Raw genomic sequence first — 16,997 nt, forward strand, 5'->3', positions numbered from 1 at the left:
GCGCTAGCGAATCGACAAAGCCCGCCCCGGCCGGTGGTTGGAGCGGGTTCTTCTCGTGGAGCTAAGGGGATTCGAACCCCGGACCCCCACTTGCAGGACGGGGCGGGAGCCGTGACCAGGCCTTTTACCGGCTTGAACGCCGTGTCGTTGACGTAGTTGGGCACGCTACTGTCGTCAGTGTTGTCGTCAGAATTGTGGTCAACGGAGTGCCCATACCGACGAGACGGCACTTCAGCGGCGTCAGCCCTTCCACGGGTCAGAGGAGGCGAGGAGGTCCGCGAACAGCCAGCCGACATTTGATGCCCGCGGCGCTCGATAGCATCACTTAAGACGTGAAGTGATGCTATCTTCGGTATGTGGCATCAGCTGGGGAGGGCACCGCGCTCACGTACGAGACGCTGACGTGGGACGCGCCCGTCGAAGCCGGTTACGGCCTTGCGGACCTGCGGGCGGCGCAGCGACAAGCCGGAGAGTACGAGGCCGCGATCCCGGCGTCCATCGCCGAACTCGCCGTGTCGCTTCCGGCGGCGGTCCTGGCCGACGCTGAAGAAGCGAGCAATGAGATCACACGTTTCGACGCTGAGCTCGGCGACGAGATCGCGCCCTTCGCCGCCGACTTGCTGCGATCGGAGTCCGCGGCGAGTTCGAACATCGAGAACTTGACCGCCTCCGCGCGCGCGATCGCTGAAGCCGAAGCCCTCGGCGACACCAGCCGGCGCAATGCCGCCCTGATCGTGAGCAACACCGAAGCCATGAAGGCTGCAGTCGCGCTGGCCGACCGACTCGACGACAAAGCGATCCTGGCTATGCACGCCGCCCTGATGCACCACACCGACCCTGTCTCCGCCGGAAACTGGCGCACTGAGCAGGTTTGGATCGGCGGTGGAAATTTCGGGCCCCGCGGCGCCGACTACGTCGCACCTCACCACACCCGCGTGCCCGGCGCGATCGAGGATCTCCTCGCCTTCACCCGTCGCGCCGATGTGCCCAGCCTCCCCCAGATCGCCATCGCCCACGCACAGTTCGAGACCATCCATCCCTTCACCGACGGCAACGGCCGGACCGGCCGCGCACTTATCCAAGCGATGCTGCGCCACAAGCGACTCACTCGCCAGATCACCGTCCCGGTCTCGGCCGGGCTCCTCACCGACACCGCTGCCTACTTCGGCGCCCTCGGCTCCTATCGCGACGGTGATCCCGCACACATGGTCGAGCGGCTCTCGGAAGCGTCGCTGCTCGCAGTCGCGAACGGACGCCGACTGGTCACCGACCTCAGATCAATTCGCGAGGAATGGGATACAAGGATCGCTGCCCGGCGGGACTCAGCTGTTCATCGGGTCGCCGACCTGCTCATCCAGCACCCGGTCTTTAACGCGCAACTTCTTCAGCGTGAACTCGGCATCAGGACCGGGAACGCCCGCCGATATGTCGACCCGTTGACCACCGCCGGAATCATCATTGAGTTCACCGACCGCGCCCGCAACAGGGCATGGCGCGCACCAGAAGTCCTCAGCGCGCTCGACGCGTTCGCCGCGCGAGCCGGGCGACGCAGCCGGTCCTGTTAGGCCGGCGAACCGGCAACGATGGATTATGAGTGGGTCAGTCCCCGGCACTTTTGGCCGAATCTACGTGCCTTGCGACGGGTTTGATGGCCTCAATCTGAGGTATTGGGTGCATGACCTGCGCCACTCGTGCGCCACGTCGCTCTTCACGATGGGCGTGCAGCCCGCCACCGTCCAGCGGATCCTGCGCCATCGTTCGATCACCGTGACCACGGGAAACCTACGTCGAAGTGATCGAGGCGGTGCAGCTCGACGCACTCGACTCGATGTGTGGAATCCATGTTCGAACGACGACTGTCGCCAAAGACTGTCGTCAAGACGGATCTCCGACCGTCCGCGCAAAACGACGAAACCCACCCCAACCGATGGTCAGAGCGGGTTTCGGACTGTGGAGCTAAGGGGATTCGAACCCCTGACCCCCACACTGCCAGTGTGGTGCGCTACCAACTGCGCCATAGCCCCGTGTCGTGCCCATCGAAGTTACACCACTGCCAGGTTGCCGTTCAAAATGGCTGGTCACGGTAGCTCCCCGGCGGCGTCGGGTCCGAGTGGGCGGGCCGGGGTGTGTTCGGCGGACGGCTTCCGGGTTTCGGGCGCGAAGAGCCACCCAACCGCGGCGGCCAGCAGGATCGCCCCGCTGATCACGAACGACCACGCGAACGACAGGTGCTGGGCGATCTGCCCGACCAGCAGCGAACCCACGATCGAGCCCATGTCCGCCATCATCTGAAACCCCGCCAGCGCGGTGCCGCCGCGCGCCTTGTTGCCGATGACGTCGGCCACTGCGGCCTGCTGTGGCGAGCTGAACATCCCCGTCGCCGCGCCCGCCAGAAACGCCGTGACCAGGAACACCGTCAGGTTGTCGCTGAACCCGACCGCAATCGTGGCCGCCCCGGCCGCGGCCAGCCCGATGATGAGCAGGATCCGGCGCCCGACTCGGTCCGACAGATGTCCGCTGGGGATCACGGCGACCACGTTGCCGATCGCGAACGTCGCCAGCGCCAGTCCCGCAGTGCCGACGCCGCGACCGAGCACCTCCACGACGAACAGCGGCACCAGCGCGATACGCAGCCCGAACGCCGACCACCCGGTGGCCAGGTTCGACAGCAGCGCGGCGCGATACGCCCCGTGGCGGAACGCCTCGCCGAAGGTGACCTTGATCTGGGTGTCCGGCGCGGGAGCCGCCAGCGACGAGTGCCGCAGGCTGATGAACACCACCGCGGCCGCAACCGAGAGCGCACCGCCGTAGATCAAAAACGGCGCCGATAACCCGAAGCCAGCGGTCAGGCTGCCCAACACGGGCCCGCCCACCGAGCCGACCAGGAATGCCGAGGAGAACATGCCGGCCACCCGCCCGCGGGCATCGGGCGGGCTGATCCGGATCATCAACCCCAGCGCGGAGATGAAGAACATGGTCGAGCCGACCCCGCCGACCGACCGGAACAACAACAGCTGCCAATACGTCTGCGCGAACGCGCACGCTCCCGTCGACAGCGCGACGATCAGCAATCCGCTGACGTAGATGCGCCGCTCCCCCAACCGCTGTACCAGCTGCCCAGCGGCGGGGGCGAACAACAGCCGCATCATCGCGAAGGCCGTGATGACGAACGTCGCCGCGCCGATGCCCACACCGAAATGGCGGGCATACTCCGGCAGCACCGGCGACACCACCCCGTAGCCCAGCGCGATCACGGCGTTCGAGAAGATCAGCACCCAGACTTCGGGGGGCAACCGCTCCTTGGTGCGTGCAGCCGCCGCGGACGAACTCACACGGCGACCCTATTGGACGACTTTGTTGACCACTTCCTTGGCAGCGTCCTGCACCTGTGCCAGGTGCTCGGGCCCACGAAAGGATTCGGCGTAGATCTTGTAGACGTCCTCGGTGCCCGACGGGCGCGCGGCGAACCACGCGTTCTCGGTCGTCACCTTCAAGCCCCCGAGCGGCGCCCCGTTGCCCGGCGCCTCGGTCAGCTTGGCGGTGATCGGTTCACCCGCCAGTTCGGTGGCCGTCACCTGCTCGGGCGACAGCTTGCCCAGCCGCGCCTTCTGCTCGCGGTCGGCGGGTGCCTGGATGCGGGCATAGGTCGGGGCGCCGTACTCCTCGGCGAGCGCGTGGTAGCGCTGCGAGGGCGTGGCGCCGGTGACCGCGAGGATCTCGGAGGCCAACAGCGCCAGGATGATGCCGTCCTTGTCGGTGGTCCACACCGAACCGTCGCGCCGCAGGAACGACGCGCCGGCACTTTCCTCACCACCGAAACCGATTGTGCCACTGAGTAATCCGTCGACAAACCACTTGAAGCCGACCGGCACCTCCACCAGCTTACGGCCCAGCCCGGCGACCACCCGGTCGATGATCGACGAGCTGACGATGGTCTTTCCGACCGCCGTGGCGGCCGGCCAGTCCGGCCGGTGGGCACAGAGGTATTCGATCGCCACCGCCAGGTAGTGGTTCGGATTGAGCAGGCCTGCATCGGGTGTGACGATGCCGTGCCGGTCGGCGTCGGGATCGTTGCCGGTCGCGATCTGATAGACGTCGCGGTTGGCGACCAGCGGCGCCATCGCGTGCGGTGAGCTGCAGTCCATCCGGATCTTGCCATCGGTGTCCAGCGTCATGAACGCCCACGTCTGGTCGACGTAGGGATGTACCACGGTGAGGTCCAGGTTGTACCGCTCGGCGATCGCGCCCCAGTAGTCGACGCTGGCGCCGCCGAGCGGGTCGGCGCCGATGCGAATACCTTCCGCGCTGATCGCGTGCATATCTACGACGGTGGCCAGGTCGTCGACGTAGGCGTTAAGGTAATCGTGGCGCTGCACGTCGCTCATCGCCCGCGCCAGCGACACCCGACGAATGTCCTTGAGCTTGCCGGCCAGCAGTTCGTTGGCCCGTTTGGCGATCGCGCCGGTGGCGTCGGTGTCGGCGGGGCCGCCGCTTGGCGGGTTGTACTTGAAGCCGCCGTCACGCGGGGGATTGTGTGACGGTGTGACAACGATGCCGTCAGCCAGACCGTCGGCGCGGCCGCGGTTGTAGGTGAGGATCGCGTGGCTGATCGCCGGCGTCGGTGTGTAGCGGTCGGCCGAATCGATCATCGTCACAACGTTGTTAGCGGCCAGTACCTCCAGCGCCGATTCCCACGCTGGCTCTGAGAGCGCATGGGTGTCACGGCCGAGGAACAACGGGCCGGTGGTGCCCTGCGCGGCGCGGTACTCCACGATCGCCTGCGTGGTGGCCAGAATGTGCGCCTCGTTGAACGACGCGTCCAGGCTCGACCCGCGGTGTCCGGACGTGCCGAACGCCACCTGTTGGTCGGGATTGTACGGGTCCGGCTCGGTCGTGTAGTACGCGGTGACCACCGCAGCGACGTCGATGAGGTCTTCGGGCTGCGCCGGCTGACCGGCTCGTGGATTGGCGGCCATGGACCCGATTGTGCTCCACACCGGAGCGGAACGCTCGGTGGTACCGCCATACTTTGCGTTGTGCTCAGTTACGACGGCCGCGAGCTAGCCGCGGTGTTTGTGGGCGGTGCGCTCGGCACGCTTGCCCGCGCAGCGCTCGAGGCACTGGCCGCGCCGGACCCGGGGCGGTGGCCGTGGCCGACGTTCGTCGCCAACATCGTCGGGGCACTTCTGTTGGGGTACTTCACTACCCGACTGCTGGAACGGTTGCCGGTCTCGAGCTACCGGCGCCCGCTGCTGGGCACCGGCCTCTGCGGTGGCTTGACGACGTTCTCGACCATGCAGGTCGAAACGCTGAAGATGATCGAGCACGGCCACTACGCGCTGGCCGTTGGCTACACGGCCACCAGCATCGCCGCCGGTTTGGTGGCGCTCTACGTCGCCACTGCGATGGTGCGACGCGTTCGGGTGCGCACATGACGACGTTTGCGGTCTGGACCGCGGTGCCGCTGTTCGGAGGTCTCGGCGCGGTGCTGCGTTTCGTCGTCGACCGCACGGTGTCGAATCGAGTCAACAGCGCCTTCCCTTACGGCACGCTGGTGGTGAACATCAGCGGCGCCCTGCTCCTTGGATTTCTGGCGGGCCTGGCCCTGGACCCGCACCTGGCGTTGCTCGCGGGCACCGCGTTCGTCGGCTCGTATACGACGTTCTCGACGTGGATGCTGGAGACCCACCGGCTCGGCGAAGAACGCCGGGTCGGCATGGCCGTCGCCAATATCGGTGCCAGCTTGGTGCTGGGACTTGCCGCGGCGGCATGTGGTCTGTGGCTGGGATTGCGCCTGTGACCGACGATTACATCAAGCTCAGTTGCTACTTCGGTGAACGACACCGGGCGGGAAACCGGTTTCTGGCCGAAGCGCTCGTCGGGCTCTACGCCGACGCCGAGGTCGCCGCCAGCGTCGTGCTGCGCGGTATCGCCGGCTTCGGTCCGCGCCATCGGTTGCGCACCGATCGGACCCTCACCTCGTCCGAGGATCCGCCGATCGTCGTCACCGCGGTCGACACCGCGACGAAGATGCACGGTCTTGCCGAACAGGCGGCCGCGTTGACCACCGATGGGCTGATCACCCTCGAGCGCGTGCGTCCCGTCGACGAGTTCGACGCGACGACGGCCGAGGTCTCGATGCTGACCGTGTACGTGGGCCGCTATGGCCGGGTGGCCGATCAGCCCGCCTACCGCGCCGTCTGCGACCTCCTGTACCGCCGCGGATTCGCCGGTGCCACCGCATTTCTCGGCGTCGACGGCACACGGCTGGGACGACGTCGGCAGGCCCGGTTCTTCGGCCGCAACCGCCACGTACCGGTGATGATCACCGCGATCGCGCGCGCAGAGCAGATCGATGATGCGACGTCCGAACTGCGTGCCGTATTGGACGATCCGCTGATGACGCTCGAACGCGCGCACCTGTGTAAACGCGATGGCCTGCTGGTGGACCGGCCACCGCCGCTACCGCCCGTCGACAGCGAGGGACTAGCGCTGTCACAGAGACTGACCGTCCGCACTTCTGAGGCAACGCTGCACGACGGTGTGCCGATCCACCGGGCGCTCGTCCGGCGCCTGCGCGAGTCCGCCGCGGTGAGCGGCGCGACCGCGCTGCGCGGTGTGTGGGGCTTTCATGGCGACCATGAACCGCACGGCGACAAGCTGTTTCAGATTGCCCGACAGGTCCCGGTGAGCACCGTGATCGTTGACACACCCGAGCGGATCTCGGCTTGCTTTGACATAGTCGATGAGCTGACCGCCGAACACGGCCTGGTCACCAGCGAGTTGGTACCCGCCGTGGTGTCCATCGACGGCGGTGAACGGCTCGGCGGCACGCGCCTGGCCCGGCACGACTGCTAAACCCGCCGAGGTAAGCCAGCCTCTGCTGCTTCGACGGTGTACCGTCACTCGCCGTGAAGCCGTCTACTCCAGAAGCAGTGAATGCCGCGCTCACAGAGATCTTGCGCGACGACATGAACGTCGACATCAGCCGGGTGACCCGGGAATCCCGGCTGATCGACGACGTCGGTCTCGACTCGGTCGCGTTCGCGGTCGGGATGGTGGCGATCGAAGATCGTCTCGGGGTGACGCTGGAAGAAGAAGATCTGCTCAGCTGCAACACGGTCGGCGATCTCGAAGCCGCAATCCTCGCAAAAGAGCCTGCCGCACAGACGAACTCGTGAACATCAGCGAGGGTTAGGCGACGTCGGAATTGCGCGGCAGCGCATAGAGCGCCATGCGCCGGTTGGGCATATCGTGCTCGCCGAGAAACTCGCATCCGGCGTACTCGCACAGGCGCCGGGCCCCGCTGTTGCGGTGGTCCGGGTCGAACATGATGCGCTGGCACTGTGGCTCCAGCTCGAAGATGCTGGCGACGATGCGCGGCAGTACGATCGGCCCGATCCCCCGGTTGACGAACCTGGCATCGGCGATGGCTGCGTGCAGACCGATGTCATGCGGGTCGGCGGCGTACCGGGTGGCGATGGAATCCTTTGCCGCCCGGTAGAGCTCGATATAGCCGAACGGCTTACCGCGGAAGAAGCCCAGCAACGGGCGCGAGTACTGGCCGTCGAGTTGAGCGGTCAGATAGCGGTGCCAACGCGCCGGCGGCCACGCGTACTCCCACGCCTCGACCAGATGCGGGCGGTTCATCCACTCCGAAATCAACTCCGCGTCGGTGTCGGGGTCGACGAGGCGCGCGGCGTACGGCTCGCCGACGATGGGAATAGCCGGCGCCGCCACCTGACGCACCTCTTCGCAGATGTCTTTCAGCTCGCGCGGCAGCACCGGGGTCGGCGCCTCTTCAATGTCGGTCATCGGCCTCCGACCCTACCCCACCAAGTTAGGCAAGCTTTACCTCCATTGAGGCGCGCACCGGGCGGGTGCGAGCGGCAACGCCCCGGTGGCGTTGTACGACCCGACGTCGGCGCCGCATGCACGACATCCACCTTAGGACAGCAGCTTCCGCAATACCGCCGCCTGGCTGATATCCATATCGCGAGACGCTGTCACCAGCACGACGGGGCCGTCGCGCATCAGGTCACGCACCTCGGACAAGGCGGCTGACCCTGCATCGGATTCGAGTTCCTCGGCGTAGCGGGTGGCGAACTCGTCGAACCGCTCACGCTTGTGCGAGTACCAGCGTCGCAACTCGGCGGACGGTGCCACGTCCGGAAGCCAGCGGCCGACCCTGGGATCGTCCTTGCGCATACCGCGCGGCCACAACCGGTCGACGAGCACCCGCGCGCCCTCGTCGGAAGCGGGGTCGTCATACACCCGGGCGAGCTTGATGCCTGAGCGTCGACTCATGCGTGGGATGGTAGGACGATGGACATCGATCGGGTCGCAGAACTTCAGCGTTGGGAGGATGCCGGCGCGGTGTGGGAAGTGCTGTCTCGGCGCGGCGGCGCCGTGATCGTGGCGTTGTTGCGCTGCGACGGCGGCGAGGAGGTAGACCGGTTCACCTCCGACGATCCCCGCCTGCTGGATTTCATCGGTGACCGGCGCAGCAGCGAGGAGTGAGGCGTGCAGGTCGGCCAGCTCACCTTCGTGCCCGCCGTCGATGCGGTGGAGCTTGTCGCGGCACCGGTACGCCGCCAGCTGCGCGACGGCCTGTGGGTCAGCGCGATCGACCCGAAGTTTGCCGACACCGCCGCATTCTGCGAGCACTACGGGGTGGGCCTGGACGAGTCGGCGAACTGCGTCGTGGTCGAGGCTCGCCGCGCCGAGCGCACGTGGTACGCCGCGTGTCTGGTGCTGGCCACCACCCGCGCCGACATCAACGGTGTGGTCCGCAAACACCTTGGCGCGCGAAAGATCTCGTTCGCGTCGATGGATACCGCGGTGTCGCTGACCGGTATGGAGTACGGCGGCATCACCCCGATCGGCCTCCCACCGGAGTGGCCGATCCTCATCGACGACAACGTGATCCGGCAGGGCCGGGTGATCATCGGCAGCGGTATGCGGGCCTCGAAGCTCCTTGGGACCACCGATGTGTTGGCCGGTCTGCCGAATAGCGAAGTGTTGGCGATTGTCAAGCCCGAGTAGACCGCATGCCGACGAGGTCGGCGAATGCGTTGGCCGCGGCATCGACACCGGCGAGGTCTTCGGTGGCCACGAGGTCGAGCAACAACCCACGGGTTACCGCCAGGCCGAGGCGCGTCAACGCGGGATCCGGCGCGCTACCGGTACTGACAGCACAGGCCAACCACGCGTCGATGGCGCCCGGCAGCATCCTGGCGAACGGCTGCTCGCCCTGTGCGCCGCGCGCGTAGCACTCAAAGAAAAGCCGTTCGAACGGGCGTAGTTCGGGGCGCCGCAGGTTCGCCCACATGGCGGCGATCGCTTTATCCGGCTCGGGCGGCAGCTCGCTCAGCAGCGCCATCTGCCGGCGCTCGACCTCCTCGACAATCGACAGCAGCAGCTCATCACGGGACCCGAAGTGGTGCAGCAGCATGCGGTGGCTGGTGCCGACGGCCGCGGCGATCTCCCGAAGCGAACGGTCGCCGATGCCGGCCTTCGCAAACTCGGTGACCAACGCGTCGAGCAGCTCCCTGCGCCGCCCGACGTCAGGAGGCCGCGCCATCGAGGCGGTAGAGCTGTTCGCTTCGGGTCTTCAGGCCCGCGGCCTCGAGATCCAGATAGCGCTTGGTCATCCGGTGCATCAGCACAGCGACCGCGACGCCGACAGGGCCCCGCTGGTCGACCTGCTGGCGCACCCGGGTGCGACGGTCGGTTACCGGCGCAATCTCGTGGCGCGCCACGGTCAACCCTCCTGGGGAGCGCTGCTCCCAGCTCCAGCCCGTGCCCGGCGATATCTCGGTCACCACCCATATCAACTTGGGCATCCGGGGCTGCTTGAGCTCGTAGCGCTTTCCGATAGCCAGCTCCGAGCCGTCCAGAGCGGTGAGCCGGGTGACCGAGGACGTCCACTCCGGCCAGCGTTCGACGTCGCTGAACACATCCCACACCACATTGGCGGGCGCCTCGATCTCGACGGCACATTCAGTAATCATGTACCAGATGGTACATCCATCGTCGGATCGACGGAAGGCCCCGTAGCAAACAGAACCGGCGAAAGTGCGTGCAGAACCGGTCGGGCAGCCATACCGTCATTCCATCGGCCCGCGCCGCAGGATTGACGAAAGGATGCCTTCGTTGACCACGATCGCGAACGCATACGGGCGATTCATCGGCAGGGTCGGCGCACTGGCTGTCGCGCTGGGTGTCGGCGCCGCCATCGCCCACAGCCCCGGCATCGCGCTCGCCGAGAACGGCACGGCCGACACCGCCGACAGCACCAGCGCTTCGGTGTCGGAATCCGCCGCAGTTTCCGACGACGACGTTTCGGTTGAGGACGACGTGTCCGTGGAGGACGACGACGTTGAGGACGATGTGTCCGTGGAGGACGACGACGTTGAGGACGATGTGTCCGTGGAGGACGACGACGTTGAGGACGTTGAGGACGTTGACGTTGAGGACGACGAGGAAGACGACGACGAGCCCACGTCGGACTCCGGCAGCGATCACCCGGCCACACCGATCGTAGAGGTGCCGACCGGCACCGCCGAACCGATCGACGAAGAGGAACCGCCGGCGGTAACCGTGTCGCAGGTGACCACGCAGCCCGATCCGCAGCCCGATCCGACGCCGACAGAAACCGTCGCGACCGTTGTCGCCGACACACCCGAGCAGGAAACCGCCGACGCACCGGTCGTCACGCACATCGACGGCGTCGTCTCATCCGTCCTGTCCGCGTTGGGTTTTGGCGCACACGCAGCCGATGGTGCGCCGGCACCGCAGCAGCCGGTCGCGCTGTGGGCGATGCTGGCATGGGCGCGACGCGAGATCGGCACCACGAGCACGCCGACGCTCAGCCCTGCCGCCTCGACCGTGACGACGTCACAAACCGCCGCCGAAACCACCGTCAGCCCGCTGGGCACACCCCAGCAGCTGGCCGCCGAACGGATTGCCCGGCAGACCGCCAACTCGCTACCGGTCACGCTGATGAAAGTCGTGCTGCGGGTGGGCTTTTTGTTTGCCGCGCACCGGCAGTATCCCGGCGGGCTCGACCAGGGCAGCCTGGCGTCGCTCAACAGGGCGGTCAACGAATACGCGATGGCAGCGGCCTATCAGCAGCAACTACTGAACCCGCTGACCCCGACGGTTGTCACCCAGGTCGCCCCGCCCCACATCTGGTACGGCCAGAGCGCGGGCGGGTCTCGGATCCTCTATGACAACCCCGACACGATCTACCGGTTCATGGCGGTCAGCGCCTCATCGGAGTATGTGATCACCGGCCGGTTTCACGATCTCACCGAAGACGGCCGGCCGGCCGACACCACGTTCAGCGTGCTGGAAGGTCTGGCGGGTACGACCTCGACGATCCTGAGTGCCGACGATCTGGAGATCAATGACGACGGCACCTTCGTCATCACGGTCAGCACCGAACCGGCCAACGGGCGCAAAAACCATCTGCAGCTGACGTCCGGTTCCACGCTCATCGCCGCGCGGGACACGTTGGGCAACTGGAACGAAGAGACGCCGATGAGCCTATCGATCGAACGCGTCGCCGGCCCGCCCAACAGCCTGTTCGCCCAGATCGGCGGCTTTGTGTTCCTCGGTCCGCAGGTCAGCACCAACCGGTTCCTGACGACGTTGGTGTCGCTGGTGCCGCCCCTGCCGTATATGCCGCCGGTGCTGCGCGGGGCGTTCACCGCGGTGATCCTGCTGGTGCGCGGGGTCAACGAGCAGGCCAAGTACATGGCGCTGGCGAGCACCGATCCGGAGACCGGACAGCCGCGCGAGGCCAACGTGCTTGCGCAGCCGTCCTCCAACGCCGAGTTTCTCGCCAACCAGCTACAGAGCACCGGACACTTCCAGCTCGCCGACGACGAAGTACTAATGCTCACCATCGATCCCGGCAGCGCCGGCTACTTCATCGTCCCGACCTACAACATCTGGACCATCACCGACGACTACTGGAACCAACAAACCAGCCTCAACAACGAGCAGGCCGTCGCCAACGGGGACGGCACCTACACGGTGGTCATCTCCCCGACCGATCCCGGTGCGACCAATTGGATTTCGACCGGAGGGCTGCACCAGGGCGCGATCTCGATCCGGTTCCAGGACCTCGGCCCGAACCCTGACGACAACCCGCCGCGCATCCTTGATCAGCAGGTGATGTCCCATGAGGAGTTGCGCGATTATCTGCCGCCGGAGGACTTCATCACCGAAGAGCAGCGCGCGGAGCAACTCGCCTTACGCAAGGCCGGCTACGACAGGCGCTGGGCGCCCTACCCGCAGCCCTGACCGTGAAGCCGGGTGCGGAACAATCGCATCCGACATGACCGACATCGAAGACCCACCGCCCACCTCGCGTCGTCGCCACGTCCTGCGCCTGGTCGCGGTCGCGGCGTTCCTGTTGGGGCTGTTCTACCTGGTCGCGGTCGCCCGGGTCATCGACGTCGAAGCCGTGCGAAACGCGGTCGCGGCCACCGGCCCTATCGCTCCGCTCGCGTACGTGGTCGCCTCCGCGGTGCTCGGCGCGGTGTTCGTGCCCGGCCCGATACTGGCGGCGGGCAGCGGCTTGCTGTTCGGACCCGTGCTGGGGGTTTTCGTCACGCTCGGCGCGACGGTCGGTACCGCCACCATCGCCAGCCTGATCGGACGTCGGGCAGGCAGGGATAGCGCGCGGGCCCTGCTCGGCGCGCAGCACGCCGAGCGCCTCGACCGGCTGATCCTACGGGGCGGGCTGTGGGCGGTGGTCGGCCAGCGATTCGTCCCCGGTGTCTCCGACGCGTTGGCGTCCTATGCGTTCGGCGCCTTCGGAGTTCCGTTGTGGCAGATGGCCGTCGGCGCGTTCATCGGGTCGGCGCCGCGTGCGTTCGTCTACACGGCGCTGGGTGCGTCGATCGGGGACTTGTCGTCGCCATTGGTCTATGCCGCGGTCGCGGTCTGGTGCGTGATGGCTGTCGTCGGCGCCTTCGCCACGCACCGCGGCTTCCGGACCTGGCGGGCGCGGTCTGGGGCGAACAGGCCCAGCTGAGCTTGATTGTGAGCTGACTCACATTAGGATGGGCCGCGGAGGTCAGGCCCATGACACGTAACTATTCACACTCACTCGTTTCAGGCGGGCTGAACTGGGACAGTCTGCCGCTGAAATTGTTCGCCGGCGGTAACGCCAAGTTCTGGGATCCCGCCGACATCGACTTCTCCCGCGACCGAGAAGACTGGGAAGGGTTGTCCGAACTGGAACGTGATTGGGCGACGCGGTTGTGCGCCCAGTTCATCGCCGGCGAGGAAGCCGTCACCCAGGACATCCAGCCGTTCATGGCGGCGATGCGGGCCGAAGGTCGCCTCGGCGACGAGATGTATTTGACGCAGTTCGCGTTCGAGGAGGCCAAACACACGCAGGTGTTCCGCATGTGGCTCGACGCCGTCGGCATGACCGGCGACCTGCAGCACTACCTCGATGAACTGCCGTCCTATCGTCAGATGTTCTACGAGGAGCTGCCGCGATCGCTGGACGCCCTGGCCACCGACCCCTCACCGGCCGCGCAGGTTCGGGCGTCGGCGACGTACAACCATGTCATCGAGGGCATGATGGCGTTGACGGGATACTATGCGTGGCACCGGATTTGCGTGGACCGAGGTATCCTTCCCGGCATGCAGGAGCTGGTGCGGCGCATCGGCGATGACGAGCGCCGCCACATGGCATGGGGCACGTTCACCTGTCGGCGCCACGTCGCCGCTGACGACGCCAACTGGACGGTGTTCGAGACGCGGATGAACGAGCTCATTCCGCTGGCGCTAGCCAATACCGAAGATGCATTCGCGCTCTACGACGACATCCCCTTCGGTCTCACGATGGCCGAGTTCCAGACCTACGCCGCCGACAAAGGTATGCGCCGACTCGGAACGATCGACAGTGCACGAGGTCGGCCGCTGGCCGATATCGACGTCGACTATTCGCCGCTTCAGCTCGAAGATACGTTCGCCGACGAGGATCGAGCATCCTTGGTGACGTCCGGCTAAGGCAACGCCGGACTGCCCGGCGGCGGTGCGAGCCGCCAGGTATCGCACGCCGTCGCCAACATCGCGTACGTGCCGAAGATGAAGATGAGCTCCATCGCCTGATGCGTGCCGATCTCGTCGACCAGGCGCTGCCACGTTGCTGGGTGGATGTGCGCGTCGGCCAGCATCTGGTCGGTGGCCTCCAGCACCAGCCGGTCCAGGCCGTCGAAGTCGTCGTTGCCGCGGGCCAGCAGGGCGATGTCCTCTTCGGCGATGCCGCCTGCGACGGCGATGCGGATGTGTTCGCCCCACACAAAAGCGGAGCGCCGTGCGTGGGCGAGGCGCAGTATCGCCAGTTCCCGCAGGCGCACCGGAAGTTCACCATGCATCAGCAGAAAGCCGTTGTAGCTCAGGAACTTCTGCGCCAACTTGGGGTGCTGGGCCAGCAATCCGAGGATGTCGAAGTTCAGCGGGTCCCTGGGATGCCCCGATCCGGCCCGCGGTATCTGGTCGCCTGAAACGCCGGTCAGTGCCCCGACGGCCTCGTATTCGTCCTTGCCCCACGCGTCGGCGGTCAGCGGGGTCAGCAGCGGTGCGTCAGCGTTTTCGGTCATGTCGCCCTTCGGTGTGCGGGCCGCGCCGTGTCAGAGAAGCGGCTCTTCGCGCGCCAGGATAGTGCGATGCATCAGCCGTCCGCTGTCCTCGGCATACCGAAGCGCCCGGTGCATGGTTCCGGTGTTGTCCCAGATGAGCAGATCGCCAAGTTGCCATTGGTGCCGGTTGGTGGACAGCAACGTCGATCCGGTCCGAGACGGGTTCGACGTGGTGTTCGGTACCGGACCACTGCAAGATTCGACGCTGATCGCGCGTAAGGTGTTCAGCCTCGAGTTGTTCCTCTGTGCCTCAGCGGAATTCGTTCGAGAAGTCCGCACACAGATCTCCGAACCCGCTCACCTCAACGAACTACCGTTCATCGACTTCGGCTTCTGCGGGCAACGCAAACTCGCCGTAACCAAGAACAAGCGTCGACACGAACTCACCCCGCCAGTGCGAGCGCGCGCCAACAACTTTCAGGTGTGCAAGCAATACATCCTCGAGGGTTTAGGTATCGGCGCCATGCCGACCCAGATCATCTGCACCGACGAACTGCGCGACGGCACCGTCGTGCCCGTCCTACCGGAGTGGACGCCGCAACCGCTGGACGTGCACATGATTTACCCGTTCGAACTGTCCTTCTCCACGCTGATCAGCGCGTTCTACAAGGCGGCCTGCGAGATCATCATCGAGAACACCGCACGCACATAGCCCTCGCAGCGAGGCCGACACAATTCCGATGCCAACGGTACCGTAATATTGCACGATGTTTATCTGCGTCACCGGCGGTACCGGATACGTCGGCGCGCACTGCGTACGCGCGCTTCTCGCCGACGGGCACCGAGTGCGTCTACTCGTCGCCCCCCATGACGAAGGCGCACCTGTGTTGCAGCGGTTCGCCGACGTGGGCGACATCGAACTGTTGGCCGGTGACGTTCGGGACCGGCCAACCATAGACGCGTTGCTCGACGGCTGCGATGCAGTACTGCACGGCGCCGGCGTGGTCGGCACCGACAGCCGTCGCAGCGCACTGATGTGGGAGATCAACGCCTACGCCACCGAAGCGGTGCTGACCCGCGCCGTCGACGCCGGCCTCGACCCAGTGGTGTCGATCAGCAGTTACAGCGCGCTGTTCCCGCCGCCCGACGGCGTCATCGGCCCGGACACCCCGACGAGCGCGGGACGCAGCGACTACGCGCAGACCAAGGGCTATGCCGACCGCGTCGCCCGACGACTCCAGGACCAGGGCGCACCCGTCGTCGTCACCTACCCCTCGAGCGTGGTCGGCCCGGCGTTCCACACCGCGCCCGGCGTCACCGAACGCGGTTGGGCACCGATCGCGCGGTTCGGTATCGCGCCCAGGTTGCGCGGCGGCATGCAGATGATCGACGTTCGCGACGTCGCCGACGTGCACGCAGCGATCATGACGCCGGGTCGGGGACCTCGCCGCTACGTGTGCGGCGGCACCCTCGTCGCGTTCAACGACATGATCTCCGCACTCGAGCGGGGCTCCGGCCGGCGATTCACCCGAATCCCATTGAGCCCTGGAATGTTTCGTTCGGGCAGCAGGATCGCCGAGGCGATGTCGATGATCGTTCCCATGGGTGACGGTCTGAGCTACGAGGCTGCGCTGCTACTGACCGCAGCGACCCCGACAGACGACTCGACCACGATCCGCGACTTCGGCTTGACCTGGCGTTCACCCGTTGAGGCCATCGTCGCGTCGTTCTCCCGACACCGCGTCGGTGAGGATGCCGGAGATGCGGGCGTGTAACTCGTCGGTGTCGTCCTCGACGCCGACGATGGTGAGAAAGAGAGCCGCCCCGGCGGCCATCGCCATCACCGCACGAGCATCGCGTTCGTCGTCCTGACCGTCGGCGAAGAGGGCGACAGCCGGTCCGCTGAACGTCTCCCACAACTGCCTGCGCAAATCGTCGTTCTGCGACATCGCGAGCAACAGGCCCGGCACCGCAGCCCGCACCTCGGGACGGGAAAACAGCTCACGGCTACCGCGCACCACCCAGTCGACCCAGCCGCGCCGGTCGGTACCGGCGAAGGGCGCCAGATCCGGTGTCGCGCCCAGTATCGCGTGCAGCACCAACTCCGCCTTCGACGACCAGCGGCGATTCAGACTCGATCGGCTGACCCCGCTACGTGCGGCGATCTGTCGCAGGCTGAGGTCGTCCCAGCCGATTTCCACCAGCAATTCGCGGGTGACGGTGAAGACCCGCTGCTCGATCGACGCGTCGCGCGGACGTCCCGCTGATCTGGCACCGGCCACGTCCGCAATTCAACCCCACCAGCGCAGAGCCAAGCCGACGCGCGCCCCGACATTTCGCTAATAGGCTGTTGGCCCTGTCGGGTACTCACTAGCATGGCAAGAGCGA

The 16,997-nt window shown here is 66.4% G+C and carries 19 protein-coding genes, 1 tRNA gene and 3 pseudogenes; 13 read left to right on the plus strand and 10 right to left on the minus strand.

All coding sequences use genetic code 11. The features are described 5' to 3' along the window. Positions 1-356 precede the first annotated feature (356 nt). Positions 357-1,565, plus strand: a complete 1,209-nt coding sequence (locus ABQE44_RS24810; protein ID WP_448432453.1) for a Fic family protein — start codon at positions 357-359, stop codon at positions 1,563-1,565. A gap of 25 nt (positions 1,566-1,590) precedes the next feature. Further along, positions 1,591-1,761: pseudogene (locus ABQE44_RS24815) on the plus strand (tyrosine-type recombinase/integrase); the annotation flags it as partial. Positions 1,762-1,951: 190 nt separating this feature from the next. Here the strand turns inward: ABQE44_RS24815 and ABQE44_RS24820 are convergent. From ABQE44_RS24820 to pgm, 3 genes are all read right to left on the minus strand, one after another. Then, a tRNA-Ala gene (locus ABQE44_RS24820) sits at positions 1,952-2,024 on the minus strand. Between the two features lie 54 nt (positions 2,025-2,078). Then, the gene (locus ABQE44_RS24825; protein ID WP_448395484.1) at positions 2,079-3,332 is read right to left on the minus strand and encodes an MFS transporter; all 1,254 of its coding nucleotides are present in this window, start codon (positions 3,330-3,332) and stop codon (positions 2,079-2,081) included. Positions 3,333-3,341: 9 nt separating this feature from the next. Continuing rightward, complete coding sequence (pgm, locus tag ABQE44_RS24830) at positions 3,342-4,976, minus strand: phosphoglucomutase (alpha-D-glucose-1,6-bisphosphate-dependent) (protein WP_448432455.1); 1,635 nt, start codon at positions 4,974-4,976, stop codon at positions 3,342-3,344. A gap of 60 nt (positions 4,977-5,036) precedes the next feature. On the opposite strand from pgm, the gene crcB (ABQE44_RS24835) reads away from it, so the two are divergent. From crcB (ABQE44_RS24835) to ABQE44_RS24850, 4 genes are read left to right on the plus strand one after another with little or no spacing between them, the layout of a single operon-like run. Further along, entirely contained in the window at positions 5,037-5,435 is a 399-nt protein-coding gene (crcB, locus tag ABQE44_RS24835; protein WP_448395482.1) for a fluoride efflux transporter CrcB, read from the plus strand. Next, positions 5,432-5,800, plus strand: a complete 369-nt coding sequence (gene crcB, locus ABQE44_RS24840; RefSeq protein ID WP_448432457.1) for a fluoride efflux transporter CrcB — start codon at positions 5,432-5,434, stop codon at positions 5,798-5,800. Before crcB (ABQE44_RS24835) ends, crcB (ABQE44_RS24840) begins: the two co-directional genes overlap by 4 nt. Then, positions 5,797-6,858, plus strand: a complete 1,062-nt coding sequence (locus ABQE44_RS24845) for a putative PII-like signaling protein (RefSeq protein WP_448395480.1) — start codon at positions 5,797-5,799, stop codon at positions 6,856-6,858. The genes crcB (ABQE44_RS24840) and ABQE44_RS24845 overlap by 4 nt, the downstream gene beginning before the upstream one ends. A gap of 53 nt (positions 6,859-6,911) precedes the next feature. Further along, complete coding sequence (locus ABQE44_RS24850; RefSeq protein WP_448432459.1) at positions 6,912-7,181, plus strand: mycobactin biosynthesis acyl carrier protein MbtL; 270 nt, start codon at positions 6,912-6,914, stop codon at positions 7,179-7,181. Between the two features lie 13 nt (positions 7,182-7,194). On the opposite strand, the gene ABQE44_RS24855 is transcribed toward ABQE44_RS24850, so the two are convergent. Beyond that, positions 7,195-7,815 (minus strand): GNAT family N-acetyltransferase, encoded by a 621-nt coding sequence (locus ABQE44_RS24855; RefSeq protein WP_448395478.1) that lies wholly within the window; start codon positions 7,813-7,815, stop codon positions 7,195-7,197. A 132-nt stretch (positions 7,816-7,947) separates the two neighbouring features. Further along, the gene (locus ABQE44_RS24860; RefSeq protein WP_448395477.1) at positions 7,948-8,307 is read right to left on the minus strand and encodes a DUF488 domain-containing protein; all 360 of its coding nucleotides are present in this window, start codon (positions 8,305-8,307) and stop codon (positions 7,948-7,950) included. An 18-nt stretch (positions 8,308-8,325) separates the two neighbouring features. On the opposite strand from ABQE44_RS24860, the gene ABQE44_RS24865 reads away from it, so the two are divergent. Together ABQE44_RS24865 and ABQE44_RS24870 are read left to right on the plus strand one after the other, a co-directional pair. Next, complete coding sequence (locus ABQE44_RS24865) at positions 8,326-8,520, plus strand: hypothetical protein (RefSeq protein ID WP_448395476.1); 195 nt, start codon at positions 8,326-8,328, stop codon at positions 8,518-8,520. 3 nt (positions 8,521-8,523) lie between these two features. Continuing rightward, complete coding sequence (locus tag ABQE44_RS24870) at positions 8,524-9,045, plus strand: YbaK/EbsC family protein (protein ID WP_448395475.1); 522 nt, start codon at positions 8,524-8,526, stop codon at positions 9,043-9,045. Here ABQE44_RS24870 and ABQE44_RS24875 read toward each other — a convergent pair. Both ABQE44_RS24875 and ABQE44_RS24880 read right to left on the minus strand, forming a co-directional pair. Then, complete coding sequence (locus ABQE44_RS24875) at positions 9,032-9,583, minus strand: TetR/AcrR family transcriptional regulator (protein ID WP_448395474.1); 552 nt, start codon at positions 9,581-9,583, stop codon at positions 9,032-9,034. The two genes, ABQE44_RS24870 and ABQE44_RS24875, sit on opposite strands and share 14 nt — an antisense overlap. Beyond that, on the minus strand, positions 9,567-10,013 hold the full coding sequence (locus tag ABQE44_RS24880; protein WP_448395473.1) for an SRPBCC family protein: 447 nt from the start codon (positions 10,011-10,013) through the stop codon (positions 9,567-9,569). Before ABQE44_RS24880 ends, ABQE44_RS24875 begins: the two co-directional genes overlap by 17 nt. A 142-nt stretch (positions 10,014-10,155) precedes the next feature. Here ABQE44_RS24880 and ABQE44_RS24885 point away from each other — a divergent pair, with 142 nt between their 5' ends. From ABQE44_RS24885 to ABQE44_RS24895, 3 genes are read left to right on the plus strand one after another with little or no spacing between them, the layout of a single operon-like run. Further along, positions 10,156-12,312, plus strand: coding sequence for a hypothetical protein (locus ABQE44_RS24885; protein WP_448432461.1), 2,157 nt, complete (start codon positions 10,156-10,158; stop codon positions 12,310-12,312). A 34-nt stretch (positions 12,313-12,346) separates the two neighbouring features. Continuing rightward, positions 12,347-13,048, plus strand: coding sequence for a TVP38/TMEM64 family protein (locus tag ABQE44_RS24890; protein WP_448395471.1), 702 nt, complete (start codon positions 12,347-12,349; stop codon positions 13,046-13,048). A gap of 50 nt (positions 13,049-13,098) precedes the next feature. Then, complete coding sequence (locus ABQE44_RS24895; RefSeq protein WP_448432463.1) at positions 13,099-14,037, plus strand: R2-like ligand-binding oxidase; 939 nt, start codon at positions 13,099-13,101, stop codon at positions 14,035-14,037. Here ABQE44_RS24895 and ABQE44_RS24900 read toward each other — a convergent pair. Next, entirely contained in the window at positions 14,034-14,630 is a 597-nt protein-coding gene (locus ABQE44_RS24900; RefSeq protein ID WP_448432465.1) for a carboxymuconolactone decarboxylase family protein, read from the minus strand. The genes ABQE44_RS24895 and ABQE44_RS24900 overlap by 4 nt on opposite strands. Before the next feature lie 30 nt (positions 14,631-14,660). Next, positions 14,661-14,795: pseudogene (locus tag ABQE44_RS24905) on the minus strand (TauD/TfdA family dioxygenase); the annotation flags it as partial. Here ABQE44_RS24905 and ABQE44_RS24910 point away from each other — a divergent pair. Both ABQE44_RS24910 and ABQE44_RS24915 read left to right on the plus strand, forming a co-directional pair. Further along, a pseudogene (locus ABQE44_RS24910) lies at positions 14,794-15,321 on the plus strand (LysR substrate-binding domain-containing protein); the annotation flags it as partial. The pseudogenes ABQE44_RS24905 and ABQE44_RS24910 sit on opposite strands and share 2 nt — an antisense overlap. 55 nt (positions 15,322-15,376) lie before the next feature. Further along, positions 15,377-16,384: an NAD-dependent epimerase/dehydratase family protein gene (locus ABQE44_RS24915; RefSeq protein WP_448395468.1), complete on the plus strand. Its 1,008-nt coding sequence runs from the start codon at positions 15,377-15,379 to the stop codon at positions 16,382-16,384. On the opposite strand, the gene ABQE44_RS24920 is transcribed toward ABQE44_RS24915, so the two are convergent. Next, positions 16,310-16,891, minus strand: a complete 582-nt coding sequence (locus ABQE44_RS24920; RefSeq protein ID WP_448395467.1) for a TetR/AcrR family transcriptional regulator — start codon at positions 16,889-16,891, stop codon at positions 16,310-16,312. The genes ABQE44_RS24915 and ABQE44_RS24920 overlap by 75 nt on opposite strands. Between the last annotated feature and the right edge of the window lie 106 nt (positions 16,892-16,997).

This window comes from Mycolicibacterium sp. XJ2546 (assembly GCF_053483195.1).